Source organism: Thalassobaculum sp. (assembly GCF_040219215.1).
In the GTDB taxonomy this organism is placed as follows: domain Bacteria; phylum Pseudomonadota; class Alphaproteobacteria; order Thalassobaculales; family Thalassobaculaceae; genus Thalassobaculum_A.
The window spans coordinates 96,051-122,368 of record NZ_JAVJSX010000022.1 but is presented as its reverse complement, the minus strand read 5'-3'; the positions used below and the strand labels follow the sequence as shown (position 1 = coordinate 122,368).

At 65.5% G+C, this 26,318-nt stretch carries 24 protein-coding genes; 8 read left to right on the top strand and 16 right to left on the bottom strand.

Annotated elements, in window-relative coordinates; all coding sequences use genetic code 11:
* Positions 1–46: 46 nt before the first annotated feature.
* Positions 47–928: a peptidylprolyl isomerase gene (locus tag RIC54_RS16165; RefSeq protein WP_350090083.1), complete on the bottom strand. Its 882-nt coding sequence runs from the start codon at positions 926–928 to the stop codon at positions 47–49.
* A gap of 396 nt (positions 929–1,324) precedes the next feature.
* On the opposite strand from RIC54_RS16165, the gene RIC54_RS16160 reads away from it, so the two are divergent.
* A complete protein-coding gene (locus RIC54_RS16160; RefSeq protein ID WP_350151203.1) occupies positions 1,325–3,007 on the top strand; it encodes a methyl-accepting chemotaxis protein in 1,683 nt (560 codons plus the stop codon).
* A 98-nt stretch (positions 3,008–3,105) separates the two neighbouring features.
* Here the strand turns inward: RIC54_RS16160 and RIC54_RS16155 are convergent, their stop codons facing one another.
* The 3 genes from RIC54_RS16155 to RIC54_RS16145 all read right to left on the bottom strand — a co-directional run bounded on the left by RIC54_RS16155 (position 3,106) and on the right by RIC54_RS16145 (position 6,957).
* On the bottom strand, positions 3,106–4,986 hold the full coding sequence (locus RIC54_RS16155) for an ATP-binding protein (RefSeq protein WP_350151201.1): 1,881 nt from the start codon (positions 4,984–4,986) through the stop codon (positions 3,106–3,108).
* Positions 4,987–5,008: 22 nt separating this feature from the next.
* Positions 5,009–5,998, bottom strand: a complete 990-nt coding sequence (locus tag RIC54_RS16150; RefSeq protein ID WP_350090074.1) for an ABC transporter substrate-binding protein — start codon at positions 5,996–5,998, stop codon at positions 5,009–5,011.
* A gap of 158 nt (positions 5,999–6,156) precedes the next feature.
* Positions 6,157–6,957, bottom strand: coding sequence for a hypothetical protein (locus RIC54_RS16145; protein WP_350090071.1), 801 nt, complete (start codon positions 6,955–6,957; stop codon positions 6,157–6,159).
* Between the two features lie 251 nt (positions 6,958–7,208).
* On the opposite strand from RIC54_RS16145, the gene secA reads away from it, so the two are divergent.
* The 3 genes from secA (at position 7,209) to RIC54_RS16130 (ending at position 11,026) form a co-directional block, all read left to right on the top strand.
* Positions 7,209–9,971, top strand: coding sequence for a preprotein translocase subunit SecA (gene secA, locus RIC54_RS16140; RefSeq protein ID WP_350151200.1), 2,763 nt, complete (start codon positions 7,209–7,211; stop codon positions 9,969–9,971).
* A 120-nt stretch (positions 9,972–10,091) separates the two neighbouring features.
* A complete protein-coding gene (locus RIC54_RS16135; RefSeq protein ID WP_350090065.1) occupies positions 10,092–10,286 on the top strand; it encodes a hypothetical protein in 195 nt (64 codons plus the stop codon).
* A gap of 143 nt (positions 10,287–10,429) precedes the next feature.
* Complete coding sequence (locus tag RIC54_RS16130) at positions 10,430–11,026, top strand: PAS domain-containing protein (RefSeq protein ID WP_350090650.1); 597 nt, start codon at positions 10,430–10,432, stop codon at positions 11,024–11,026.
* A gap of 15 nt (positions 11,027–11,041) precedes the next feature.
* On the opposite strand, the gene RIC54_RS16125 is transcribed toward RIC54_RS16130, so the two are convergent.
* Positions 11,042–11,968 carry a dihydrodipicolinate synthase family protein gene (locus RIC54_RS16125; protein ID WP_350090062.1) on the bottom strand — a complete coding sequence of 309 codons (927 nt, stop codon included), beginning with the start codon at positions 11,966–11,968 and terminating at the stop codon, positions 11,042–11,044.
* Positions 11,969–12,054: 86 nt separating this feature from the next.
* On the bottom strand, positions 12,055–12,837 hold the full coding sequence (locus RIC54_RS16120; RefSeq protein WP_350090059.1) for an HpcH/HpaI aldolase family protein: 783 nt from the start codon (positions 12,835–12,837) through the stop codon (positions 12,055–12,057).
* A 177-nt stretch (positions 12,838–13,014) separates the two neighbouring features.
* On the opposite strand from RIC54_RS16120, the gene RIC54_RS16115 reads away from it, so the two are divergent.
* Positions 13,015–14,448: an FAD-binding oxidoreductase gene (locus RIC54_RS16115; RefSeq protein WP_350090056.1), complete on the top strand. Its 1,434-nt coding sequence runs from the start codon at positions 13,015–13,017 to the stop codon at positions 14,446–14,448.
* Positions 14,449–14,458: 10 nt separating this feature from the next.
* Here RIC54_RS16115 and RIC54_RS16110 read toward each other — a convergent pair whose 3' ends face one another.
* From RIC54_RS16110 to RIC54_RS16100, 3 genes are all read right to left on the bottom strand, one after another.
* Positions 14,459–15,715, bottom strand: coding sequence for a GAF domain-containing sensor histidine kinase (locus RIC54_RS16110; protein ID WP_350090053.1), 1,257 nt, complete (start codon positions 15,713–15,715; stop codon positions 14,459–14,461).
* 91 nt (positions 15,716–15,806) lie between these two features.
* Positions 15,807–16,178 (bottom strand): hypothetical protein, encoded by a 372-nt coding sequence (locus tag RIC54_RS16105; protein WP_350151197.1) that lies wholly within the window; start codon positions 16,176–16,178, stop codon positions 15,807–15,809.
* A 9-nt stretch (positions 16,179–16,187) separates the two neighbouring features.
* Positions 16,188–17,006, bottom strand: a complete 819-nt coding sequence (locus RIC54_RS16100) for an MFS transporter (RefSeq protein WP_350151195.1) — start codon at positions 17,004–17,006, stop codon at positions 16,188–16,190.
* Between the two features lie 92 nt (positions 17,007–17,098).
* Here RIC54_RS16100 and RIC54_RS16095 point away from each other — a divergent pair, with 92 nt between their 5' ends.
* Positions 17,099–17,881 (top strand): AraC family transcriptional regulator, encoded by a 783-nt coding sequence (locus RIC54_RS16095; RefSeq protein WP_350090047.1) that lies wholly within the window; start codon positions 17,099–17,101, stop codon positions 17,879–17,881.
* A 24-nt stretch (positions 17,882–17,905) separates the two neighbouring features.
* On the opposite strand, the gene RIC54_RS16090 is transcribed toward RIC54_RS16095, so the two are convergent.
* The 5 genes from RIC54_RS16090 to RIC54_RS16070 are packed head-to-tail and all read right to left on the bottom strand — an operon-like array spanning position 17,906 to position 23,450.
* A complete protein-coding gene (locus RIC54_RS16090) occupies positions 17,906–18,262 on the bottom strand; it encodes an NIPSNAP family protein (protein ID WP_350090044.1) in 357 nt (118 codons plus the stop codon).
* Positions 18,263–18,320: 58 nt separating this feature from the next.
* Entirely contained in the window at positions 18,321–19,844 is a 1,524-nt protein-coding gene (locus tag RIC54_RS16085) for a bifunctional metallophosphatase/5'-nucleotidase (RefSeq protein WP_350090041.1), read from the bottom strand.
* A gap of 60 nt (positions 19,845–19,904) precedes the next feature.
* Entirely contained in the window at positions 19,905–21,803 is a 1,899-nt protein-coding gene (gene cobT / locus RIC54_RS16080; protein WP_350090038.1) for a cobaltochelatase subunit CobT, read from the bottom strand.
* A gap of 18 nt (positions 21,804–21,821) precedes the next feature.
* A complete protein-coding gene (gene cobS, locus RIC54_RS16075; protein ID WP_350151193.1) occupies positions 21,822–22,826 on the bottom strand; it encodes a cobaltochelatase subunit CobS in 1,005 nt (334 codons plus the stop codon).
* A gap of 45 nt (positions 22,827–22,871) precedes the next feature.
* On the bottom strand, positions 22,872–23,450 hold the full coding sequence (locus tag RIC54_RS16070; RefSeq protein WP_350090032.1) for a J domain-containing protein: 579 nt from the start codon (positions 23,448–23,450) through the stop codon (positions 22,872–22,874).
* Here RIC54_RS16070 and RIC54_RS16065 point away from each other — a divergent pair.
* Together RIC54_RS16065 and RIC54_RS16060 are read left to right on the top strand one after the other, a co-directional pair.
* A complete protein-coding gene (locus RIC54_RS16065; RefSeq protein WP_350090029.1) occupies positions 23,449–23,847 on the top strand; it encodes a BolA family protein in 399 nt (132 codons plus the stop codon). The genes RIC54_RS16070 and RIC54_RS16065 overlap by 2 nt on opposite strands.
* 115 nt (positions 23,848–23,962) lie before the next feature.
* Positions 23,963–24,349, top strand: a complete 387-nt coding sequence (locus RIC54_RS16060) for a ribbon-helix-helix domain-containing protein (protein ID WP_350090026.1) — start codon at positions 23,963–23,965, stop codon at positions 24,347–24,349.
* A gap of 15 nt (positions 24,350–24,364) precedes the next feature.
* Here RIC54_RS16060 and RIC54_RS16055 read toward each other — a convergent pair whose 3' ends face one another.
* Both RIC54_RS16055 and RIC54_RS16050 read right to left on the bottom strand, forming a co-directional pair.
* Positions 24,365–24,976 carry a DUF2889 domain-containing protein gene (locus RIC54_RS16055; protein WP_350090023.1) on the bottom strand — a complete coding sequence of 204 codons (612 nt, stop codon included), beginning with the start codon at positions 24,974–24,976 and terminating at the stop codon, positions 24,365–24,367.
* 46 nt (positions 24,977–25,022) lie between these two features.
* Positions 25,023–26,306, bottom strand: a complete 1,284-nt coding sequence (locus tag RIC54_RS16050; RefSeq protein ID WP_350090020.1) for an HlyC/CorC family transporter — start codon at positions 26,304–26,306, stop codon at positions 25,023–25,025.
* Positions 26,307–26,318: the final 12 nt, after the last annotated feature.

Here is a 26,318-nt window from a genome sequence, read left to right as displayed (position 1 = left end):
GTTGAAACGGAGACGACAGCCCGGGCTGTGACACCCGGGCCGATGGTTATTGCGGGGCCGGAATCGGCGTGCCGTCGGGACCGAAGCGCTCCACCTTCACCCCGGCGCGCAGCGTATCCAGCTTGGCGGTAATCAACTCTCTGCTCAACTCGGAAGCGAGCTGGTCGCGGATCTCTTCGAACGCCGGCGCCTGGGTCGTCCGCTTCTCGATCAGCTTGATGACGTGCCAGCCGAACTGGCTCTTCACCGGCTCCTTGGAATAGGTGCCCGGCGTCAGTGCGAACGCGGCCTGGGAGAACTCGGGAACCATCTGCTCGGCGCTGAACCAGCCGAGATCGCCGCCGTCGGCGCCGGCCGGATCGGTGGAACGCTCCTTCGCCAGCGCGGCGAAATCGCCACCCTTGTCGAGTTCGGCGATCACGGCCTTGGCCTGCTCCTCGGTGTCCAGCAGGATGTGGCTGGCATGGGCCTCCTCGCGTCCGCTCTGCTCGGCTGCGAAGGTCTTGTAGCGTTCGCGCAGGGCGTCCTCGGTCACCTGGGCGGTGATCGACTCGGTCAGGTACACCTGGGACAGGACCTGGTCTTCGGCCCGCCGGATGCGGCGTGCGACGTCCTCGCGCTTGGCCAGATCGGCGGCCCGCGCGGCGTTGGCGATCAGCCGGCCGTCGATGGCCCGCTCCAGCAACGCCGGATAGATCGCCTGCAACGGCATCTGCCGGTATTGGGGCGGCAGGTCCTCGCGCATCGCGATCAGGTCGGCCAGCGTGACCTCGCCGTCGCCGACCTTGGCGACCACCATCTTGGCGGGATCGAGGTCGGCGGCTTTCTCGGCAGCCGGTGCGGCGGTCTGGGCCAGCAGGGGACTTCCCGCGGCGGAGGCCGCAAGCAGGGCGATGGCGGCGAGGGCCGCAGAGCGCAGAAACGGCATCGGGTGTCCTTTCGCTGTCGTCGGTCCGGCATCGATCCGGAGAGGGGCGCCGCCGCCAAGCACCGGCGGGTCGCAGGGGTACCAGATCACCGAATCCCGGACAAGCGCGCCGCCGTCCAGCGGAATTTCGATGGACGTTTTCCTACAGACCATCCGACTACTGACCATCCGAAGTCTCGACCGTCTGAAACGGTCTGCCGGCAGCCCGGCCGACAACGCATCTGCGTGTGAGTCGAGTGGTTAATGAAGGCGTAATTCACTCCATTGCAAGAACGCCATGCTTCCAATATTTCGCCGATCTATGAGGTTTTCCATTACGTAGAACTGCTAATTACTGGCTACCGGAGCCACTCTCAGAAGAGATATGGAGTTGTGGTATTGCAATGGAGGGTTGCTGTGTTTGGTTTTAGTGCATCGAATAGATACAAAGATCTTGCCGCCAAGGTCGAGGCGATGGAGCGTTCGCAAGCGGTGATTGAGTTTGACCTGAATGGGACGATCATCTCGGCCAACGCGAACTTCCTCAATGCAATGGGCTACACGCTCGTGGAGATCCAGGGCAAACATCACAGTTTGTTTGTCGATCCCACCGAGCGCGAGGGGGCCGAGTATCGGGCGTTTTGGGACAGCCTGCGGCGTGGAGAGTTCCAATCAAGGGAGTTCCGCAGGCTTGGCAAAGGCGGCCGAGAGGTCTGGATTCAAGCCGCCTATAATCCCGTCATGGGCCGTGACGGCAAGCCGACCAAGGTGGTGAAGGTTGCGACCGACGTCACCGAACGGGTTCAGCGCGACGCCGACTCTTCCGGTCAGATCGCGGCAATCGGCAAGTCGCAGGCCGTCATCGAATTCAATCTGGACGGCACGATCCTGACGGCGAATGAGAACTTCCTGAACGCCATAGGCTATGAACTGGCTGAGATTCAGGGCAAGCACCACAGCATGTTCGTTACCCCGGTTGACCGTGACAGCCAGGGCTACCAGGCGTTCTGGGCGGCGCTGCGGCGCGGGGAGTATCAGACAGCGGAGTACAAGCGGATCGGCAAGGGCGGTCGGGAGATTTGGATCCAGGCGTCCTACAATCCGATCTTCGACCGCAACGGCAAGCCGTTCAAAGTCGTCAAGTTCGCCACCGATGTCACCGCCGACAAACTCAGAAACGCCGATACCGCCGGGCAACTGGCGGCGATCTCCAAGTCGCAGGCGGTGATCGAGTTCGATCTTGACGGCACGATCCGGATGGCGAACGAGAACTTCCTGGGCGCAATGGGTTATGAACTGTCCGACGTTCAGGACAAGCACCACCGCATGTTCGTCACGTCCGCCGACCGCGACAGTCAAGAGTACCAAGCGTTCTGGGCGATGCTGCGGCGCGGCGAATATCAGGCTGCCGAGTACAAGCGGATTGCCAAAGGTGGGCGGGAGGTCTGGATCCAGGCGTCCTACAACCCGATCCTCGATCTCAACGGCAATCCGTTCAAGGTCGTCAAGTATGCTACCGACGTGACCGAACAGGTGATCGCGCGCAAGCGGGCCGAGCATGTCCAGCAACTGTTAGAGACGGTCGCCGCCGGGTCGGAGCAGCTCAACGCCTCGGTGCGGGAGATCGCGGGCAGCATGGTGAAGTCGAAGAACACGACGTCCGAGGCATTCGATCTCGTCATGGAGGCTGACCGCGCGACGCAGCAATTGACTGAGGCAACGAAGTCGATGGGCGGCATTGTCGAGGTCATCAACAATATCACCAGCCAAATCAACCTGCTGGCCCTCAACGCCACAATTGAATCCGCACGAGCCGGTGAGGCCGGCAAGGGCTTCGCCGTGGTCGCCAACGAGGTCAAGAATCTGGCGGGCCAGGCGAAGGGCGCCACCGAGCAGATCTCCGAGAACATCGATGGAATGCGCACGATCTCAAACGATGTGGTCGGCTCGCTCAGTGCGATCCGCGGGGCGATGCAGCAGGTGCTCGACTACGTGACGTCGACCGCCTCTGCGGTCGAGGAACAGAGCGCCGTTGCCGATGACATGTCATCAAACATGCAGCAGGCGGCAACCGCTGCCAGTCGTATCGGGACGGCATAGCCGAGACGGGGTTGCGGAGCGGTCGTGCGCCGCTCCACAGGGCCGCGGTCGGCCCTGATCCGCCGCTTGATCGCCGGACCGCCGGAACCGGTTGTCGGCTAAACGGATGCGGTGACTTGGGCTCGGTGCCGGGTCAGGCGCGCGTGCAGGTCGTCCCAGACCACCGGCTTCGGCATGACGTCGGTCATCCCGGCCTGCAGGTATTCGCCCCGCTGCTCGGAGAAGGCGTTGGCGGTCATGCCGATGATCGGTGTCAGGCGGTCGGAGCGGCGGATCAGCCGGGTCGCCTCCACGCCGTCCATCTCGGGCATCTGGACATCCATCAGCACCACGTCGAAGTGGCCGGCGCTGAACATGTCGACCGCCTCGCGACCGTCGCGGGCCTCGCTGACGGTGCATCCCCAATGCTCCAGGACCTCCGAGGCGATCATCCGGTTGAGGTCGACGTCGTCGACCAGCAGCACCCGCAAGCCCGCCAACGCCGTGTCATCGTCGCTGACCCGCTCGCGTTGCACGGTCCTGGCGTCGTCGGTGCTGATCGGCAACGGCAGGGTCAAGGTGAAGGTCGTCCCCTGTCCTTCGGCGCTGTCCAACGCCAACTCCCCGCCCATCACCGCCGCCAGCTTCGCGCAGATCGCCAGGCCCAGTCCCGACCCACCGTATTTGCGGGTGGTTGTCTCGTCGGCCTGTGAGAACGCTTCGAACACATGCTTGAGCTTGTCGGCCGGAATCCCGATCCCGGTATCGATGACTTCAACCGTGAGGGTTGTCGGACCGGAGCCGTCCGTCTCCGCGACGCGGGCCCGGATCGTCACCGTACCGGCGGCCGTGAACTTGACGGCGTTGCTGAGCAGGTTGTTGAGGATCTGGGTAATTCGTGTCGGGTCGCCAAGCAGTTGAAGGTCATCGGGCAGGTCGATGGTGCTGTCGAAGCGCAGTCCTTTCTGCTCGGCCAGCGACACGAACATCGAGCGGACGTCCTGGAGGATCCGCATGGGATGGAACGCCATCCTTTCGACCTCGAGCCGGCCGCTTTCGATCTTGGTGAAGTCCAGAACGTCGTTGACGATCGCCAGCAGGTTCTCGCCGGACGTCTCGGCCATCGACAGATAGCGTGCTTGTTTGCCCGACAGTTCCGAACCCGTGAGGATGCGGATGCTGCCAAGCAGGCCGTTCAACGGGGTCCGCAGTTCGTGGCTGATCGTGGCGATGAAGGCGGTCTTGGCGCTGCTGAGCTCCTCTGCCTTCTGGCGGGCGTCGGTCTCGGCCGCGAACACGCTGTCCATCGATTCGCGAGCCGCCTCGATCTGGACCAGCAGACCACCGACCTCATCACGTCGAGCTGTCCTGATCTTGCTCGATGGTTGACCCGGGCGCAGTTGTCCGACGGCCTGGCTGATCTCATCGAACGCACCGAGAAACGTCTTGAACAGCTGGTACGAACTGGCAGTCACCAGGAGCGACGACATCACGACCGTCGCCAGAATCAGGATGGCAGTGGTGTTCAGGAGGCGGCCGCGCTCCGCTTCGAGCTGAACCTCCAGTGCCTCGACCCGCGCGGTCAGCGCGTTGCGGTTCGCGTTCAGGCGGGTCATCAGGATTTTCGACAACGGACTGTCGATCGGCGCTGAGGTGGATTGAAGCTTCTCAATGGTCTGCTGCATGGAATGCAGCCGGATGACCAGTTCGGTCCGTGCACCGTTCGGCAGAATCAGCGCCTCGGACAGGCCGGAGATGTTGTCCTCCACCTTGATCCGAAGACGGTCCCATTGCTTCAGGGCCCGCTCGCTCTGGGTGAGCAGGAACTCGGTCGCCAATGTGTCGGCTGCGCGGACATTGTGCAGCGTGAGGTTGACCTGGTCCAGTCGGGCGCTGACGTCGTACAGACGACTCAGGACGCTGATCGTGACCAGGATCAGCGCGGCTGCGGCAACCACGGTGATGCCGCCGAGGACGCCCGCTTTGGTTCGGATCTTCACCGGCTGATGCCTCGAGCGATCATCAGTTGTGGATCAGAACGGCTTGCGGCGCGACCGAGTGCAATGGATCGATTCTGACCACGTCCAGGGTATCGGGTATTGGTCCCGTGGAGAGTTCCTTGGCGATCCGCCATTCCGCCTGGCTTTCGATAACGCTGAGCAGATCCTGCGTCAGCGTCAAGGTGAGCGAGTGCTGCGGCCAGATTTCAGCCATGGTTTCCGGCGACAGCTGCAGCCGTCGGCCAATCACTTTCTTGGCTTCGTCCGGACGTTCTTCAACGAGTTGCTCGGCCCGCTTGAGCGCGCGCAGGATGGATCGCAGGGCGTTGGCCTTGTCGGCGCTGAGATCGCAACGGCCGTGCAGAACGAAGTAGTAGTACTGCTCAGCCTGATCCGGATAGTCCAGTGCGATCGGACCGAGCGCCTTGCGGATGGCGGCGACATGCGGCTCCCAGGCCATGCCGGCATCGACCGTCCCGGATGCCAGGCGCGTCACGATCTCCTCCGGCTTCGAGGGAACCAATTCGACCTGATCCTCGGCAAGTTCCGACAACGCTAAGTATTGCGACAGAAAGTACTGGCCAATCCCGTTGGGTGTAACCGCAATGCGCTTGCTGGCGAGATCGCGGGGGTGAGGCCCGACCCGGTCGCTACGGGCGATCAGGCGGGTGGTCCGCGACGCCGAGATCGTGCCGTAGATGCAGAGTCCAGGCGCATCCATGATCTTGCTGGTAAAGGCGAACTCCGAACTGGTTCCGAAGGTGATCTCGCCCTTGTGAACACGATCCGCCGCGACGACGCCCGATCCGACCTCGACCACCTCGACGGATACGTTCTCGTCGGCGAAGTAGCCGTTGGCGTCGGCCAGCCAGATCAGAAACCCGGTCTTCGAAGTACCGAGCGTGATTGTTTCAGCGGACGCCGGTGCCGGCACAATGCAGAACATCGCCACGGAGAGCAGTGCCATCTTGCCGGCGGCTTGAAGAATCGGGCGGCTGCGGCGGCTTGTCATCAGGCAATCCTCGGTCGCGGTCATCGACCGCGCGTTCGCACGGGTTTCCTGCCGTCCACAAACCCTAGACGGGATTGGTTAAGCAAGACTGAACGTCGAATGGCAACGATTGACGGTTCGCGACCCTGGCGGACCGATCGTGCCGGTTCATCGTCCCGTCAGGCGGCTGAACCGCCGGACCAGGCCGGGTCGAACGGAACGTGGACATCCATATCGACCACCCAGGTCGCCGAACGGCCGGTGACGAAGTCGCTGGCTTCCGCGCGAATCGTCACGCAGACGCCTTCTGTGTCCTCGGCAATGCCGAACGACGGCAACTCGGTACGGACGGTCTCCACGATGGCGGCAGCCGTGGCGGCACCGGTCTCGCCGGTGTCGACGTAGAAGCCCGGTGCCGGTTCGCTGACGGTACCCGAGGCGCGGATGTCGAACACAACGCCGGTCGCGCGAAAGTCGAAGCTGTTGCGGAACTCCACACCGCCGACGTTCAGCGCGAGCCTGCCGTCATCGGCTTCAAGCGACAGCCGGACATCCTCGAACGACACACCGATTGGCAGGCGGTCGTGGTTCTCGGCGTAGGCGCGGTAGCGGGGCAGGGCGTCACGCACCCAGCCCAAGGCGGCCTTCTGGAAACTGCTGACCAGCCCGGTGGTACGGCGCGGATCGATTCCCAGCAGGGTTTCGGCCATCTGCCGGATGGCCTGCCCGGCGCGGCGCAGCACGCTGTCCAAGTCGCCGGTCAGAATCGCGGCCGAGCGGCTGATCACCACCTCGGCATCCTTGCGGACCGCCCTGGCGACGCCGCCGTAGGCCCGGGCGGCGCGGGCTGCAGGCGACCTGCGGTCGACCGTGAACGCCTCGTCGGGGTACCGCTCGTCCTCCGCCTGATCGTCGGGTGAGTCGTCGGAATCCCGGTTCTGCCCGCGTTCGCTACCGCGCAGGCGAATGGAAAGCCGCATAGGTTCTGTAGACCCAACGCCCACTGACGCCGTCAGTGGCGGTCCTACGATACTCTCGACCATGTCTCGTCTTTCGGCCAGTCGGCCGCCTCTCCCGCTTCAGGATGCAGGCAGAGCCGCGAAAACGCAACAAATCGGCGGCTTCCGAGGCTTCCAAGCTGCCATCGGTCGCGTTGACAGCGCGCCGACGGCCCCCTAAATGTCGGTGTCTCGACGGCCCGCCGGCCGGCGCGCACAACTCGAGGACATCCATGTTCGGCGCCATCGCCAAGGCCCTGTTTGGGTCGCAAAACGACCGTATTCTCAAAGGTTTGCAGAAGCCGGTCGAGGCCGTCAACGCGCTGGAATCGGAGATATCGGCGCTTTCCGACGACGATCTGCGGGCGAAAACCGACGTCTTCAGGCAACGCCTGGGGGCGGGCGAGGACCTGGAGAAGCTGCTGCCGGAAGCGTTCGCAGTGGTTCGCGAGGCGGCGCGCCGGGTTCTCGGTCAACGCCATTTCGACGTTCAGTTGCTGGGCGGGATGGTCCTGCACCAGGGCAAGATTGCCGAAATGAAGACCGGTGAAGGCAAGACCCTTGTCGCGACCCTGCCGGTTTATTTGAACGCGCTATCCGGCAAGGGCGTTCACGTGGTCACCGTGAACGACTACCTGGCCCAGCGTGATTCCGCCTGGATGGGTCAGATCTACCAGTTCCTCGGGTTGACCGTCGGCTGCATCGTGCACGGGCTGACCGACGAGGAACGCCGGCGCGCGTATGCGTCCGACGTCACATATGGCACCAACAACGAGTTCGGCTTCGACTACCTGCGCGACAACATGAAGTTCCGGCTGGAGGACATGGTCCAGCGCGACTTCAACTATGCGATCGTCGACGAGGTCGACTCGATCCTGGTCGATGAAGCGCGCACTCCGCTGATCATTTCCGGCCCGGCCGACGACAGTTCGGCGCTCTACGCCCAGGTCGACGGGCTGATTCCGATGTTGAAGCCGGAGCATTTCGAGAAGGACGAGAAGCAGCGCACCGTTACCCTGACCGACGACGGGGCGGTGGAGGTCGAGCGGCTGCTGACGGAAGCCGGACTGCTCAAGGACGGCGGCCTGTACGACGTCCAGAACATCAACCTGGTGCATCACGCCAACCAGGCGCTGCGGGCGCACAAGCTGTTCTCGCGCGACACCGACTATATCGTGAAGGACGACAAGGTCGTCATCATCGACGAGTTCACCGGCCGAGCCATGGAGGGTCGGCGCTATTCCGAGGGCCTGCACCAGGCCCTGGAGGCGAAGGAGCGGGTAACCGTCCAGAACGAGAACCAGACGCTCGCCTCGATCACCTTCCAGAACTACTTCCGCCTTTATCCGAAGCTGGCCGGCATGACCGGCACGGCGATGACCGAGGCGGCGGAGTTCGCCGAGATCTACAGCCTCGAGGTCGTGGAGATCCCGACCAATGTGCCGGTCACGCGCAAGGACGAGGACGACGAGGTCTACCGCAGCGCCAAGGAGAAGCACGAGGCGCTGGCTCAGCTGATCGACGAGTGCCGCGGGCGTGGCCAGCCGGTGCTGGTCGGCACCGTGTCGATCGAGAAATCGGAGACGATTTCGGCGCTGCTCACCGAGAAGGGCGTACCGCACCAGGTGCTGAACGCGCGCTTCCATGAGCAGGAGGCCGGGATCATCGCCCAGGCCGGTGTGCCGGGCGCGGTCACGATCGCCACCAACATGGCCGGGCGCGGCACCGACATCCAGCTCGGCGGCAACCTGGACATGCGCCTGACGGCGGCGTTGGCGGGGATTGAGGACGAGGCCGAGAAGGCCAAGATCCGTGAGACTTTCAAGGCCGAGGTCGAGGCTGGGCGGGCAAAGGCGCTGACGGCGGGCGGCCTGTATGTGATCGCCACCGAGCGGCACGAGAGCCGGCGCATCGACAACCAGCTGCGCGGCCGGTCCGGTCGCCAGGGCGACCCAGGCGGCTCGAAGTTCTTCCTGTCGCTGGAAGACGACCTGATGCGGATCTTCGGATCCGAGCGCATGGACGGCATGCTGCGCAAGCTTGGCCTGCAGGAAGGCGAGGCGATCATCCACCCCTGGATCAACAAGGCGCTGGAGAAGGCGCAGCAGAAGGTCGAGGCGCGGAACTTCGAGATCCGCAAGCAGCTGCTGAAGTTCGACGACGTGATGAACGATCAGCGCAAGGTCGTCTACGAGCAGCGCCGCGAGATCATGCGCGCGCCGGACGTCCACGAGATGATCGTCGACATGCGTCACGAGGTCATCGAGGACCTGGTCGCACGCTGCGTTCCGGCCGGTGCCTATTCCGAGCAGTGGGACCTGGATGGGTTGCACGAGGAATGCCTGCGCCTCCTCGCCCTGGACCTGCCGGTTCAGGACTGGGCCAAGGAAGAGGGCATCGCCGACCGCGAGATCCTGGAGCGGATTCTCGACGCCTCGAACCGCAAGCTCGCCGAGAAGGTTGCCAACTACGGCCGCGAGATGATGCGCACCGCGGAGCGCAGCCTGCTGCTGCAGCTGCTGGACCAGCAGTGGAAGGACCACCTGCTGTCGCTCGACCATTTGCGCCAGGGCATCAACCTGCGGGCCTACGCCCAGAAGGACCCGCTGAACGAGTACAAGCGCGAGGCGTTCTCGCTGTTCGAGGCGATGCTGGCCAATCTGCGTCAGGTCGTGACGAGCGTTCTGTCCCATCTGGAGATCCGGGTTCAGGCGCCGGAGGAGATGGAGGCCCGCATGGCCGCCCAGCGCGCCCAGACGGAAATGCACGAGACCCGGATGGACCCGGCCCTGTCCCGCGACCAGACGTCCGAGGCCGAGGACGAAAGCGGAATGGCGGCGACCGGCACCGACGGCGGCGTCGCGCTCGCGACCCGGCGGCCGGCCGTTGCCGTTGATCCGAACGATCCTTCGACCTGGGGCAAGGTCCAGCGCAACGCGGCCTGCCCGTGCGGCAGCGGCAAGAAGTTCAAGCAGTGCCACGGCCGGTTTGCGTGATGCGTTGACGGTCTGCGAAGGCCGCGGCGGCAGACGGCCGGCCTCGCAGGCAGCCGATCTGCATGGCTCGGACAATCCCGGAATGGTCGGTCAAAGCGATGGGGCGAAAGACGTGGCCGGTTGACCGAAAGCGTCGTCAAGCATCACCGGACGATCGGAACGACGCTCTCCTTGCTGATCCGTGTGGACTTTCAGAGTCTGCATGTCCAGCAGTTCTGCCCGGCAGCAGAGCGGATCGAGGTTGGGCCGGAATTACTTGAGAAACTCGAGCGACCGATGTTTCAGATGGTCGCGGCGCGCATCGCCGGTACGTAAAAACACCTACCGGGATCGCAGCCGACGTCAATCGGCTGTTAACTTCACTCACCTACTCTCGCGAGACCTTGCCATCCCTGTTGCTGCGATAGGACAGCGCATCGGGCGGCGATGGCGGATCCCGACAGGAGGGAAGCGTGAGAATGAACACGGTGTGCGGAACGGCCTACAACTCGATGATCAGCACGTGCGGTCGTGTCCTTCAGCACGCGAACGACTCCGTCCTGCCGATTGTGGATCATCGTCTGCACGCGTTCCTGACCTACTGGCTGGAACTGCGGGCCGGCCGGCCGACCCCCAATCGCCAGGATTTCGATCCGGCCAGGGTGCCGACCCTGCTCAGCGGATTCTGGATCCTCAAGCGCGAGGCGGCGAGCGGGCGGTATCGGTTCCGCCTTGCCGGCGACGAGATCCGCTCGCTGCTCGGCCGGCGCGTCGTCGGGGAATACGTCGACGATCTGTTCGTGGAGCATGGCCGGCAGTTCAACGACACGCTAGATCAGGTGACATCGATGCCAGGCATTCACCACTTGATCGGCTCGGCCTATCAGAGCGGCCGTCATGGCGTGCATACTGAACGGCTTGCCCTGCCGATGGCCGATGACGGAGTGATCGACACGGTTTTCGGCGCGACCGTCTACCAGTGGCCGACGGCCGTGCCCGCGGGGGTCGCCCGGTTCGCCGGAACGGCGATGCAGACCGTCGTGCCGATCTCCGCCCTTCATCGGGCGGGCCGCTGAAGCCGGTCGAACCTCCTACTTCCCCCAGCGCAACGCCAGCACGTCGGCGTCGCGCGCCAGTTCGAGCAGGCCGGCCTTGGTGGCCGGATGCAGCGCCTCCAGCGGATGGCGCACGGTGTCGCTCTTGATCACCCCGCCTTCCATCATCACGGTCTTGCAGGCCCTCAGGCCGCACTGCCGGTTCTCATAGTTGATCAGCGGCAGGATCCGCGCATAGGTTTCGGCCGCTTCCTGGCGACGGCCCGCCAGATGGTGGGTGACCACCGGCTTGATCAGGTCCGGCAGCAGGGCGCTGCACATGGTGCCGGTCGCGCCGGCGTCCAGGTCCGCCATCAGGGTGATGGATTCCTCGCCGTCGAACGGACCCTGGATGGCATCGCCGCCAGCTTCGATCAGCGCCCGCAGCTTCGAAGCCGCGCCCGCCGTCTCGATCTTGAAATAGGTGACCTGCGGCACCGCCTTGGCCAACCGGACCAGGAAGGGCACCGACAGAGCGACCCCCGACAGCGGCGCGTCCTGCACCATGATCGGCAGGCCCGATGCTTCGGCCACCTTGGCGAAGTGCTCCTCGATGCCCTTCTCGTCGGCGCGCAGGCCGGTCCCGTGGTAGGGCGGCATCAGCATCAGCATGGCGGCACCCGCCTGCGCCGCGCGCTTGGAACGCTCGGCCGCCAGGCGGGTGGAGAAGTGGCTGGTGGTGACGATCACCGGCACCCGTCCGGCGACATGGCTCATGCACAGGTCCAGCAGGGTCTCACGCTCGGCATCGGACAGCAGGAACTGCTCGGAATAGTTGGCCAGGATGCAGATCCCGTCGACGCCCTGGTCGATCATGCAATCCAGCACCCGCTTCTGACCGTCGAGATCGATGTCTCCGGACCGGGTGAACGGGGTCGGCGCGATCGGGAAGATGCCGCTGCGGGCGATGGTGGGCGTGGCCATCGGGTGGTCCTCCGGTGGGGTGTTCCTGGTCCAGGTTCGATCGGCATTCGAGGCGGTGCGCCCGCCTGCGTCAAGCGATGCCGGGTCTACAGCATGGCACGCAGAATCTTGGTGCGCTCGCTGGCCGCCGCCATCAGCAGAGGCAGGTCGTTGCCGCCCAGGATGAACCGGGCGCCGATGCCGATGTAGCGCTGCATCAGTGCCGGGTCGTAGACACCACCCATGCCCGGGTGCTTGCCATGCGTCTTGCAGGCAGCCACGACGCGCTCATAGGCGGCGGTGATGTCGGGATGTCCGACCTGGCCGGGAATGCCCATCTCCATGCTCAAGTCGCTGGTTCCGATCAACAGCGCGTCGACGCCGGGGACGGCGGCGATCTCCTCGGCGTTGGCGATCGCTGTCGGGGATTCCAGCATCACGACCAACAGGGTTTCGCGATTGATTGTCTCAGTCGCCTCGCCCATCGGATGGGTCTGGAAGTCGAGTTGCGGCAGGCTGCCGGTGACCGATCGGTGGCCGACCGGCGGGTATCGGCATTGGCTGACCATGCGGGCGGCGGTCGCCGCGTCGTCAACATGCGGGACGACGATGCCCTGGGCGCCGCCATCGAGCACACGGGTGGCGTGGAACGACTCGTACCCTGGTACCCGAACGATCGGTGTGATCCCCGCGTCCTGGGCGGCCACGCAAATCTGCACGGCGGTATCCAGGTCCATGGAGTTGTGCTCCATGTCGATGAACAGCCAGTCGAACCCGGCGGTACGCATCGCCTTGGCAATGTCGACGGTGCGGGCCTGGCGCAGGCCGACGCCCAGCGCCAGATCGCCGGCGCGCAACCGGTCCAGGGCAACGTTCTTCAGTTCGATCACGGTACTCTCCGTCCGATATCGCATACGATGGGGTCGATCAGAGCAGGGATTGGCGCCCGCGTCACCGCCCGGCGCGGCACGACACTCGGTGCAGCACGGACTTGCCGGGCCCTGCCGTCCGGCGGCACACTCCGGGTCGGACCTTTGCCTGACAGCTATCCGCCCGGGAGAACGCTCGTGAACCAGCACACGCCGCCGTCGGTGGTCGCCGAAGCCGTGGCGCGCATCAAGGACGCGCTTGGGTCCAAGGGGTGGCTGGAGGACTCGTCCGACACCCTGAAGTACCGTACCGACTGGCGCGGACGCGACGTCGGCGAGGCGGTCCTGGTGGCGCGGCCGTCGTCGACGGAGGAAGTGTCCTCGGTGGTCCGGGTTTGTGCCGAGGCCGGCATCGCGATCGTGCCGCAGGGCGGCAACACCGGTTTGGTGCTGGGGTCGATCCCGACCGAAAACCGACCGGCGGTGGTGCTGTCGCTGGACCGAATGACCCGGGTGCGAACCCTCGACGCGGATAACTTCGCGCTGGTGGCCGAAGCCGGATGCGTCGTCAAAGCCGTCCAGGATGCGGCTGCCGCGGCCGACCGGTTGTTCCCGCTGTCTCTCGCCTCGGAGGGCAGTTCGACGATCGGCGGCACGCTGTCCACCAATGCCGGCGGCAACCAGACCATCCGCTACGGCAATGCCCGTGAACAGGTCCTGGGCCTGGAAGTGGTGCTGCCGGACGGCACGGTGTTCGACGGGCTGAACACGCTGCGCAAGAACAACACCGGCTACGACCTGAAGCACCTTTTCATCGGAGCCGAGGGGACACTCGGGATCATCACGGCGGCGGCGATGCGCCTGATGCCCGCACCGCGCGGCCGCGAGACCGCGCTGCTGGCCGTTCCGGACCCGGCGGCCGCCCAGGCGCTGCTGGCCCGTGCCCGGGAGCTGTCCGGCGACACGGTCCTGGCCTACGAGTTGATGCCGCGGATGTGCCTGGACCTGGCGATCCGTCACATCGAGGGCATCGCCGATCCTCTGGAGGCTTCGTCGCCCTGGTACGTCCTGGTCGAACTGGCGACCGCCTCACCGATCGACGATCTGCGCGCCAAGCTCGAGGCAATCCTGGCCGAGGCGATGGAGCAGGGGCGGGTGACCGACGGGGTGATCGCTGAAAGCGAGACACAGCGCGCGGCCCTGTGGCGTATACGCGAGGAGCAGGCCGAGGCCGGCCGGCGTGAAGGCGGTGGCGTGTCCTGCGACGTGTCGGTCCCGGTCAGCCAGGTCGCCACGTTCCTCAGCCGGGCCGAGGCGATGCTGCGTGCCGAGGAACCGGATCTGCGCCTGAATACCTTCGGGCATATGGGCGACGGCAACATCCACTATCTGATCCTGCGGCCGCTGGCGATGGATGGCGGTGCCTGGACGCAGCGCAACGGCCACCTGGTGCATCAGTTGAACGAACTGATCGCCGAGATGGGCGGCAGTTTTTCGGCCGAGCATGGTATCGGTGCGCAGAAACGCAAGGACCTGGCGCGCTACGCCGCGCCGTCGCGCCTGACGCTGATGCGGTCGGTCAAGGCGGCGATCGACCCGACGAACGTCATGAACCCTGGTAAGATTCTCTAGTCGCAGCAGGTCAGCTGGGCTGCCGTGGTGCTGGCTGGTTCTTCGGCAGGGAGATGACCACCGTCGTCCCACCACCGGGCGTGCTGTCGATCCGCAGCCGGCCGTTGTGCAACTCGACCAGCCGATGCGCGATCGGCAGCCCAAGTCCGGTGCCGCCGTTCGATGGTGAGGTATGGCTGGGCTCGATCTGGGCGCGGCCATAGGGCTGCATGGCCCGTTCGATCTGGCGCAGCGTCATTCCCGGGCCCTCGTCGCGGACACGGATCTCCACTGGATCGCCGTCGGCAAACGCCACGACGATCTCGCTGTTCTCCGGGCCGAACTTGATGGCATTGCCGACGATGTTGATCAGCACCTGCTGTATCGCCCGGCGATCAACCTGTACCCGCGGGCCGCGCCGGCCTTCGATGCGCATCCCGACGCCGCGTCCGTCGGCCAGCGGTTCCAGCATCCGGGCGGTGGCATGCGCCAGGGCTGCCAGTTCGACCGGCTCGGTCTGCAGTTCGATTGCGCCGGCCTCGATGCGGGCCAGGTCGAGCAGGTCGTTGATGAGATCCAGCAGGTGACGCCCGCTGGTGGCGATCGTCTCGACCGAATCCAGGTACTGCGGAAGCATCGGGCCGTGCAACTGGAGCCTCAGCATATCCGCGAACCCGATAACGGCGTTCAACGGTGTACGCAACTCGTGGCTCATATGCGCCAGGAACTCGCTCTTGGCGCGGTCGGCCATCTCGGCGGCCATCTTGGCGCGCGCCAGGTCCGACACGGCGTCGACGGTGATCTGGCGGGATTCCAGGAAACGGGTCGCGATCTGGGACAGGTCGACCAGCGAGGCGCGCTGGTCATCGTCGAGCCTCCCCGGCCGATCGCCAAGCACGCACAGGGTGCCGACCCGATAGCCGCTGCGCAGGATCAGCGGCGCCCCGGCATAGAACCGGGTGTGTGGCGGCCCGGTGACCAGTGGACTCTCGACGAACACGGGGTCCGCCCAGGTGTCTTCGATCTCCAGGACACCGCGCTCGGTGATCGCGTGGCTGCAGAAGGATCGGTGGCGCGGCATCTCGCGCACGCCTTCGACACCGAAGGCCGACTTGAACCAAACCCGCTCGGCATCAACCAGACTGATGAACGCCATCGGGCTGCGGCAGGTTCGGGCCGCCAGCTGGCAAAGCTGGTCGAACGCGGCTTCCGGCAGGGTATCAAGCACCTGAAGCGCTCGCAGGGCAGCGAGCCGTGCGTCCTCATCTTCGCCTGATAGCACTGCCATGACGTATCCGCCGCGCCAGAAACGACCTCACCGTCGGCAAGCGTATCGGTTGAGACGTTAACGGGTCGTTAATCGGATGGCGTGGCGGGCGCTATTCTCCCGCTGTGATGGCAACAGCCGGCCTGGGAGACGGGAGCAAGGCCACCGCGAATGCGATGGCGGTGGCGCACGCCGCACAGATCAGGAACAGGGTGGTGAAGCCGTCGCCGGCGGTAGAGCCATGCAGGCGCGAGATGACCGGCACCACGGTGGCGGCAACCACGAAGGACAGCACGTACTTCACCGAGTAGGCACGTGCCCGCCAGTGCTCCGGTGTGTTCCGCGCCACCAGGGTGTCGGTGATGGGGATCTGGCCGAACACCAGCATCATCATGGCCAGGGCCACGCCGATCATCACCGAGCCGGTGGCGTTGGAAGCCAGGATGAAGACCGCGATGTCTCCAATCGTGAGCACCAGGAACACCAGCCGGATCTAGTAGCGGTCGATCAGGTGGCCGACCAGGACCTGGGTGAAGGCGGCGGCCGCAAACACCATGGCGATCAGCCCGCCAGCCCGCGACGCACCCTCCGTCAGGGCCATTACCCGCTCGTCGAAGATCTTCGGCAGGGCGATGGTGGTGGCGTTGAAGATGAACCCGCCGACGGCGGTGGCGAAGAACACGATCGCGAGGATCCGCTTCCACTGCAGGCTGGGTTGAGTGTTGGCCTTGCGGGCGGCGGTGCCGGCGGCGGTCTCGGCGCGGCCGGCATTGCTGCGGCAGTGCAGCAGCCAAAGCCCGCCGATCGTCACGCAGAGCACGCTGGGCACCAGGAAGGCGGCGCGCCAGCCATAGGCCTCGCACAGGAAGGCCGTGAGCAGCGGGGCCGCGGCCACGCCCATGTTGCCCCACACCCCGTTGATGCCGAGCCGCCGGCCCACCGCACCACCGCCCTGGCTGACCATGGCAATGCCGACCGGATGATAGATCGCCGCAAACACCCCGATCGCCAGCAGGCCGGCGGCGATCTGCAGGCGCCCGTCCGCCAGCCCGGTCAGCGCCGCGGCGCAGCCGATCCCGATGAAGAACAGCGCGATCATCGCTTCCCGACTCCAGCGGTCGGCCAGCCAACCGGCCGGCAACGAGCATGCGCCGAAGGCGATGAACCCGGCGGTCGAAAGGAACAGCAACTCGCCATAGGTTGCGTCGAGTTCGGCGGCCATGAAGACGGCAGCCGTCGGGAACACGAGCATCATCAGATGATCGACCGCGTGGCCGGCGTTCAGGAACAGGAAGCGGGTGTTGAGACGCATGGACTTCTCCCTCGATACGGAGGGATGATGCCTCCCGTCAGTCCTTCCGTCCTTCGACAGAATGCCAATCAATGTTGAAAAGCGGACAAACCATGCGAAGCCGGGATCCGGCTGTTGAGGAGCGGCAGCGCTGGCCGAAGGCGATCGTCGGCTACGCGGTGGACTACCATGCCGGCCACAGCACCGGGCGGCACGCCCACGACCGCGCCCAACTCGTGCACGCAGAGAAGGGGGTGATGACGGTCCGGACCGACGACGGTGCCTGGGTGGTGCCGCCCGGGTACGCCGTCTGGGTGCCGCCGGAGGTGGTCCACGAGGTCCGTGCCGCCGGCCCGGTGGCGATGCGGACGCTGTATCTTCGAGCCGATTCCCCGGTCCCGATCGGCCCGCGGTGCCAGGTGGTGCGGGTGCCGGCGCTGGTGCGCGAACTGATCGCACGGGTGGTCCAACTGCCTGAAAACTATCCCGACGACGGTCCGGAATCCCGGTTGGTCGCGGTGCTGGCGGACGAGTTGGCGGGGTTGCCGCTGGCCCCGCTCGACCTGCCGCTGCCGCGCGACCGTCGCCCGCTGGCCGTAGCCGAGGCGTTGATCGCATCGCCCGCCGACGGGCGCGACCTTGAGGCGTGGGGACGGTCGGTGGGAGCGAGCGACCGGACGCTGGCCCGTCTGTTCCGGCGGGAAACCGGCCTGACATTCGGCCGCTGGCGCCAGCGCCGCCGGCTGCTGGCGGCGCTGGAGCGGTTGGCCGGCGGTGAGTCAGTCACCGCCGTGGCGCTCGATCTCGGCTACGAGAGCCCGAGCGCGTTCATCGCGATGTTCCGCCGCGCCCTTGGTGCATCGCCGACCCGCTATCTGCGGCACGGCGGTGGATGATGGCGCACCGCGGAACGGTATGGATCAACGCTTGAACGGATAGAAGCTCACGTCGTTGAACAGGGCGTTCTCCTGCTTTTCGAGCGCGCCGAGCTTGGCGCTCTCCTGGGTGTAGGCGATCCAGTCCGGATCGGCCTGCATCGCGCCGCGCTTCTTCTCGCGGTCACCGGCGCTCTCGTAGGCCCAGATGTGGATGTAGACATTCGGGTCGCCGGTCTCGCACTTGGCGTACAGGACAGGCTGGCCCAGATGCTTGGCCTGCGGGGCTTTGCCCATCTTCTCGTAGAGCGCCAGATGCTTGGCGATGGTGCCCGGCCGGCACGTGTACTTGCGCACGTCGAACAGCATGGACATTTCCTCCTGGTATCGTTGGGTGGTCATTGAGGCAAGGCCGCAACCTTAGCGCAGGACCGCCGGTCGAAAAGACCGTTTCGCCGCATCAGTCCAAACGTCGGCTGCGACCTTCGAGCGTGGGTGAAACCGTGCCGGCCGCCACGATGTGATCCATGATCTGGCTGGCCATCAGCTTTGCCGCCCGGTCGTCAATCAGGGTCTTCGCGGTCGCGAACGTTGCGTAGCCGTCGCCGCCGCGCGCCATGAAGTCGTTGGTGGCGACGGTGTAGGTCGCGGCCGGATCGAGCGGCTTGCCGCCGATCGTGACGTCGCTGACCCGGGATCCCGCCGCCTTGCCGACCGCATAGGCGAAGCGGAGGCCGGACACCTGGGGAAACCTTCCCGCGCCTTGCTCGACCTGGCTGACACCATTCTCCAGCGCGGCCAGAATATCGGCGCCGGTCATCTGCAGCTTGGCGGTCCGGTTGCCGAACGGCAGTTCGGTGAAAACCATCTTGCGGGTCAACTGGCTGCCGGCCGGGTAGGTCACGTCGCCGCGAATCCCGCCGCCGTTGATGATCGCGACATCGGCGGAGACGGCTGACCGCATGGCATCGGCGAACAGGTTTCCGATGGTCGCCTCGCCGTTGCGCACGGTCGCGCGGCGCGAATCCAGTTCGGTGGTCGTCGTCCCGATCGGCTGCCCGAGATCGGTATCCAGCTTGGCCAGATAGGCGTCGACCTTGGCCTGAACGGCCGGATCGGGCGTGACGTTGAACGTGTGGACCTGCGCGAAGTCCGGCTTCCAGACGACCTTCGGGCCGCCGCGACCTTCGACCCGGTCGATCGTCAGGGCCAACCGACCGACGAAGGTACCCTGCGACCCGGCCTTGAAGACCGCGTGCTGGCCATCGTAGTGGGTGAGGGCAAGGTGGTCGTGGCCGCCGAGCACCAGATCGATGGCTGGAACCGCCTGCATCAGCGCCAGGTCGCCGGTGTATTCCTCGTGGCTGAGGGCGATCACCATGTCGGCGCCCTGGTCCTTCAGGGCCTTGGCGATCCGGGCCCCGGCGCTGGCGTAGGCCTCGAACGTCACGTCCGGGCCGGGGCTGGAGACCAGCGGCGTGTCCGGCGTCGTCAGGCCGAGAAACCCGATCTTGAAACCGCCAACCTCGACGACGGCGGCGTCCACGGCTCCCGGGAACCCGGCCCGGCCGTTCAGGGCCACGTTGCCCGCCAGCCAGCGGAACCTGGACTCCGCGATGCGGGCCTTCAGAACCTCGGGACCGAAGTCGAACTCGTGGTTGCCCAGGGTGGCGTAGTCGAGGCCGACGGTGTTCGCCAGATCGATCATGGCGGCACCCTTGTCGATCCCGGAGAGCAGCGACGGCGAGATCATGTCGCCGCCGAACGTCACGATCACCGTGGCGCCCGTGGCCGCCGCCTTGGCCTTCTCGTCCTTGATGACGGCGGCGATACGGCCGGCCCCGCCGGCCCCGTCGACGGCATCGATCCGGTCCCAGTCGTTGAGATGCAGAATCACCAGCTTGGCCGGTTCGGCAGCCAGCGGCCCAGCGAGCCAGAAAGCAGCGGCAATGGAAACGGCAAGGATTCGGAACAGGCGGGACATCACGGCACTCCCTGAGCGTGGGAGCGCAGGGTAGCCGAACTCGCGTTACAGCTGAAAGCGCTAGCGCGCGCCGGCCCGGGCGCCTGCGCCGCGTCCACTGGCGCGGGTCTTCGCGTTGTCCTTCTCGTCGAACAGCGCGGCGAGCTGCTCCATCATCGTGCCGCCGAGCTGCTCGGCGTCGACGATGGTGACGGCCCGGCGGTAGTAGCGGGTGACGTCGTGCCCGATGCCAACCGCTACCAGTTCGACCGGCGAGCGGGTCTCGATGTACTTGATGATGTCGCGCAGGTGCTTCTCGAGGTAGTTGCCGGGGTTCACCGACAGGGTCGAGTCGTCGACCGGTGCACCGTCGGAAATCACCATCAGGATGCGCCGCTCCTCGGTGCGGGCCAGCAGACGGTTGTGCGCCCAGTTCAGCGCCTCGCCGTCGATGTTTTCCTTCAGGATGCCCTCGCGCAGCATCAGGCCCAGCGACTTTCGGGCACGCCGCCACGGGGCGTCGGCCGGCTTGTAGATGATATGGCGCAGGTCGTTCAGGCGGCCGGGGTTTGCCGGCTTGCCGGAGGAGATCCAACGCTCGCGGGCGGAGCCGCCCTTCCAGGCGCGGGTGGTAAAGCCGAGGATCTCAACCTTCACGCCGCAGCGCTCCAGCGTGCGCGCCATGATGTCGGCGCAGATCGCCGCTATGGTGATCGGCCGGCCGCGCATCGACCCGGAATTGTCGATCAGCAGGGTGACCACCGTGTCGCGGAACTCGGTGTCCTTCTCCATCTTGTAGGACAGCGGGAACAGCGGAGCGGTAACGACGCGGGACAACCGGCCGGCGTCCAGGATGCCCTCGTCCAGGTCGAAGTCCCAGGAACGGTTCTGCTGGGCCATCAGGCGGCGCTGCAGCCGGTTGGCCAGCCGCCCGATCACGCCCTGCAAGTGCGAGAGCTGCTGGTCGAGCAGCATGCGCAGGCGGTTCAGCTCGTCCGGATCGCACAGGGTATCGGCTTCGACGACCTCGTCGAACTCGGTGGTGAACGGCCGGTAGGCGGTGTCCTGCCAGTTGCGGCCGTCCATGTTCGGATGGACCGGCGAGCCGGGGTTGGCCGGATCCTCGTCGCCCGAACCGGGCTCCAGGTCCATCTCCTCCGCCTCGTCGCCGTCGGCGCTCTCGTCGCCGGCCTGCATGTCGGATGGAATGGTCTCGGTGTCGGAGCCGTCCTCGGAGGTGCCGCGGGTGCCGCCGTCACTGGTCTCGTCGACGTCGCCGCCTTCGTCCTCGCCGTCGGCGTCGCTGGCGTCGTCCTCGGACATGCCTTCCTCACCGATCTCCAGGTCGAGATCGGCGATCAGCTGGCGCGAGGCTTTCGCAAAGGCGTCCTGGTCGTCCAGATGCCGGTCGAGTTCCTTGAGGTCGTGGCCGACCTTGCTCTCGATCCACGGCCGCCACAGATCGATCACGCGCTGCGCGCACTCCGGAGGGGGAGCTCCGGTCAACGCCTCCCGGGTCATCAGCCGAACGACGTCGACCAGCGAAATGTCGTCCTTCTCCGCCCGCTCCAGGCCCTTGCGGCGGTACTGCTCGTCGAGCACCGCACCGAGGTTGCTGGCGACCCCGGCCATGGCGCGGGAGCCGATGGCCTCGATGCGGGCCTGTTCGACCGCGTCGAAGACCTCGCGGGCGGCTTGGCTCTGCGGACCCCGGCGGTTGTGGACGGCGTCGTCGTGGTGCTTCAGGCGCAGGGCCATCGCGTCGGACTCACCGCGCAGGCGCGCCAGGTCAGCCGGATCCATGTCCTTGGGTGGCGCCGGGAGCCGGGCGCGATTGCCGGCCAGCGTCGCGTGCTCGGCGCCATAGGTGACCTCGACTTCCGGCTCGCCGGAAATCGCGCGCAGGCAGGCCGCGGTCGCCCGTTTGAAATCCTCAAACGCGGTGTCGTCCGGGGCCTTGTTGGTGCTGTTGCTGCGCATGACGCCTTGCCGAAACCGCTATTCCGCCGCCTTCACACCGGTCTTGGTGACCTCGTCGCCGAAGCAGCGCTGGTAATATTCGGCCACGATCGACCGCTCGACCTCGTCGCACTTGTTCAGGAACGTCAGCCGGAACGCCAGCTTCAGATCCCCGGCGAAGATGTCGGCATTCTCGGCCCAGGTGATGACCGTGCGCGGCGACATGACCGTCGAGATATCGCCCGCCATGAAGCCTGCCCGCGTCAAATCCGCGCAGGTGACCATCCGGGACACGATATCGCGGCGTTCGGCGCTCTGGTAGGTCGGGCACTTGGCCAGAACGATGTCCACCTCGGCGTCGTGCGGCAGGTAGTTCAGCGTGGTGACCACGTTCCAGCGGTCCATCTGACCCTGGTTGATCTGCTGGGTGCCGTGATACAGGCCGGTGGTGTCGCCGAGTCCCACGGTGTTCGCCGTCGAGAACAGGCGGAACGCGCCGTGCGGCTGGATGACCTTGTTGGTGTCCAGAAGGGTGAGCTTGCCGTCGACTTCCAGCACGCGCTGGATCACGAACATCACGTCGGCGCGGCCGGCATCGTATTCGTCAAACACCAGCGCGACCGGGTTCTGCAGCGCCCAGGGCAGGATGCCTTCGCGGAACTCGGTTACCTGCTTGCCGTCACGGACCACGAACGCGTCCTTGCCGATCAGGTCGATGCGGCTGACATGGCTGTCCAGGTTCACCCGGATGCACGGCCAGTTCAGCCGGGCCGCAACCTGCTCGATGTGGGTCGACTTGCCGGTTCCGTGATAGCCCTGGATCATGACGCGGCGGTTGCGCGCGAAGCCGGCCAGGATGGCCAACGTCGTGTCGTGATCGAACAGGTAGGCGTCGTCCCGGATCGGGACGTACTCGCTCGGTTCCGAGAACGCGGGAACCTGCATGTCGATGTCGAGTCCGAACAACTCGCGGGCCGAGACGGTGGTGTCCGGCTTGCCCAGAGGATGTGCGGATTTGCGCTCGAGAGTCGTGTCGTTCGCCATGGACGAATTCCTGTAGGGGATAGAGGCCAGCGCGTCAGGGACAGCTCAGCCGAGGAACCGACGCAAAGTCGTATAGGCGTCGTTGATACTTTTCAACCGTTCCTCGGCATCGCGGTCGCCGCCGTTGGCGTCGGGGTGATGTTTTTTGACCAGTTCCTTGTACCGGCGCTTCAGTTGTTCGAGGGTCAGCGGAGGCTCCAGCGCCATGATCGCGAAGGCTTTGCCCTCGGGAGAATACGATGACGGCCGGGCTGGACCGCCTTGCCGGGGATCGTTGCTCCCATCCTCGTCAAGGAAATTGAACGGGTCGCGGACACGGTGGAAAGCCTGGCTGCGCGCGGCCCGGTCACCTGCCCCGAAGCGCCAGGTCGGCCGGTCCCAGGTCGTCGATCGCCGCAGATCGGCTTCGACCTCGACATCGCTCATGCCGGCGTAATAGTTCCAGGCCTTATTGTACTCGCGCACGTGCTCAAGGCAGAACCAGTAGTAGTCGCCGAGCCGGTCCCGCGAGCGTGGCGCACGGTATTCGCCGAGCTCCGCGCAGCCCGGATGCTCGCAAGCCTGCAAGGAGGATTGCGCATCAAGGCGGTCGGACATCAGACGTTCCGGATTGGCCTTCGCCATGGGAGCGACCATCTTAACTGCCGAGAGCGGGGGCGGGAAACATGCCGGAGCAGCCGCTCCCATCCTGATCGAACCTAGCGGCGCATTGCAGAAAGTCCAGAGGATGAACATGAAAGAAACGATGATTGCGAAGCTGACGGAGGCATTCGCTCCCCAGAGCCTCGAAGTCGAGGATGAATCGCACAAGCATGCCGGTCACTCCGGCGCGCGGCCGGGAGGGCAGACTCACTTCCGCGTCACCATGACATCGGCCGCCTTTGCCGGTACGTCCAGGATCGAGCGTCACCGCCTCGTGAACGCCGTGCTGGCCGACGAACTGAATGACCGGGTGCACGCGTTGGCGCTGTCGTTGAACGTGCCGGCGACGCCTGATGACGATGCGAGCAACCAAAAATAGTCTACTACAATACAAAACATTTATTGGTTGCAATCAACTTATGCCTGTGATATCGATAACGATGCGAGAGAATGTTCTGTAGAGTTCTCGCCATAACAGAATAACGAGGCTGCATTTGTTCGCGCCGGATGACAAATCGTCGATCTTGGAAAGCCGGAACGTCACGGTGGGAAACCGGCGCACCAGCATGCGGCTTGAGCCTCAGATGTGGGATGCTCTTGAGAGCATTTCCCGTCTGGAAGGAATGACGATCAACAACCTGTGCACGCAGATCGACCTTCGCCGTCGCAAGGCTGGCCTGACGTCGGCGACCCGGGTGTTCATCGTCAGCTACTTTCGGCACATGGTTCGCCGATATGGCGGCGAAGAGGCCAGTGGACATGCGTCGTTGGCGCTGCGGGTCCTGGATGCCGAAATCGGGCGCCGGCCGGGCCGGGTTGCCGATCCGCAGCTGGCCGAACGAACCGAAGCGGCGGATCTGCACTGGCCCGCTGAGGGTTAGTCCGGCCGGTCCTGTTCAGCGGGTTGTCGAAGACTCTGCCGGTTCAGTGTCCGGAGAGCGATGCCAGTTCGGCCAGATCTTGGCGACCACCGGGCTGGTCTCGGCGAACGCGTGGCACGAGTTCAGCAACGCGGGTTTGCGGTCCGGGTTCTCGGGAGCCGGGGCGTCGCCGCGCATCTCGGCCTCGCGGCGCTCCCTCGATCGCTCGCCGAAGATGGTCTGGTAGGCGGTGGTCGCCATCGGTGCCAGCAGTTCGACCAGATGAGTGCAGCCTTCGGCCCCGCCCAGGCGCTCGCGTACCGCCCGCCGCCAGCCGCCACCGATCGCCAGTCCGACCAGCCGCTGGAAGTTGGGTGTGATGTCCGGGCAGATCGGGAATGGCCCGGCATCGGTCACGGCCTCGACCGCGACCACGGTCATGTCGCGGTCGATCGTCAGGCGCAGCCACATGTCGTGGATCGGTCGGCCCGGTTCGATGAAGCCGCGGTACTCGTTCGGAAAGCCGTAGGACTTGGTGTCGACCATATGTCCCTCGATGTCCCAGTGCCCATCGGCTCGCCGCCAGCCGCGGCAGACGATGGTCCGGTCGTGGGAAAGCTCGCGCTCGGCGGGAGGGCTCAGCGGCATCGTGGGTCTCCGTCGCGGATAGGTCGGCGGTCGGTCGGACCGAATCTCATGCGCTCGCCGTGTTGTCCAGCGAGGTGAGCCGCAGCAGGGTGATCTGGTTGCGTTGCCGTCGCAGGATCCTGAAGCGGAATCCGTAGAACATGAATTCCTGGCCGACATCGGGAATCCGCCTTGCTTCGTGCAGCACCAGCCCGGCGATGGTGGACGCCTCTTCATCGGGAAGGGTCCAGCCGAACTCGCGATTGAGGTCGCGCAGCGTCACCGTTCCGTTGACCACCACCGACCCGTCGGTCTGCACCCGCACGCCGGCAACCGCGACGTCGTGCTCGTCCAGGATGTCGCCGACGATCTCCTCCAGAATATCCTCGAGCGTCACCACGCCCATGAAGCTGCCGTACTCGTCGACGACCAGGGCGAAATGCTCGCGGCGTTCGCGGAACGCCTGCAACTGGTCGAGCAGGGTCGACGTGTCCGGGATGAACCACGGGTCGTTGGCGATCTCCAGGATCTTCAGGTCTTCCGGAGCCGATCCGCCATGCGCACGGATGGCGCGCAGCAGTGCCTTTACGTGCAGGATCCCGACGATGTTGTCGGACTCGCCCTTGTACAACGGGATGCGGGTGAATGGGCTGTCCAGCACCTGTTCCAGCAGCTCGGCGAGCGGGGCGTCGGCGTCCAGCATCCGCACGTTGCGCCGGTGGGTCATGATCTCCGACACCTCGACGTCCGCGAGGTCGAGGATGCTGCGGAGCATTGCGCGCTCGTGCTCGACCTCGGCGCCGCCGTCGGCGTGCATCTCGATCAGCCCGCGCAGCTCCTCCTCGCGTTCGTCATGGCCGAGGCCGGCGTTGACCGAAACGCCGCACAACCGCAGAACCCCGGTGACCAGCATCTGCACGGCGATCGACAGTGGCGTCAGGACCCAGACCAGCGCGCGGATCACCGGGCCGACGGCCACGGCGGTCTGATCGGGCCGGTTGATCGCGAAGGTCTTCGGCAGAACCTCGCCGAAGATCACCACCACGACGGTCATGCCGATCGTCGCCATGGCGACGCCGCTTTCGCCGAACAGCGAGATCAGGGTGCTGGTGGCAAGTGCCGAAGCGAAGATGTTGACGACGTTGTTGCCGATCAGGATGGCGCCGATCATCCGGTCGCTGCGCTGCTTCAGGGCGATCACCGTCTCGGCGGCTTCATTGCCTTTGCGGGCCAGCTGCGACAGCCGCGCCTCGCTGGCGGCGGTCAGCGCGGTCTCCGATCCGGAGAAGAAGCCGGACAGCAGCAGCAGGATGAAGATGCTACCGATGGTGAGGGCGAGATGGATGTCCATGGGGCCGGCTCT